The 334-nt window shown below is 54.5% G+C and carries 1 protein-coding gene; it reads left to right on the forward strand.

Going from position 1 to position 334, the window contains the following annotated elements; genetic code table 11:
- Positions 1–25: 25 nt before the first annotated feature.
- Positions 26–334 (forward strand): hypothetical protein (locus tag AC1RPN_RS08755; protein ID WP_481763802.1); only part of this gene is annotated, 309 nt, incomplete at its 3' end.

The following is a 334-nucleotide window of genomic DNA, read 5'->3' on the forward strand; positions in this document are numbered from 1 at the left end:
GTTTGATAGGACTACTCAAGACCGTATGTTCGATTACCTGATTGGTGTCAAACGCCGGGCTATTGGTGATTACATCTCGGGGCGTTCCGATGATCTGAATGCTGCGGTCTACGCCGCATCGCAGGAGTGGGCGTCGGTAGCCGCTCCCGCAGGTATGCCTCTGTACAAAAAGAAAAAGACGGACCCGACACGATATGGTGATGGGGAAACTTCGTATTATTCAGGAGTACAGGGCAACCGCGCTAGTATCAGTGCTGCTGAAATGGCAGCAACGCTACAGCGCGAGCGCGGGAACAACACAGGCGGCCAAACAGAAGTGACGCAGCCACAGGTG

Source organism: Dellaglioa sp. CoH-57-MRSF-20, assembly GCF_056781955.1.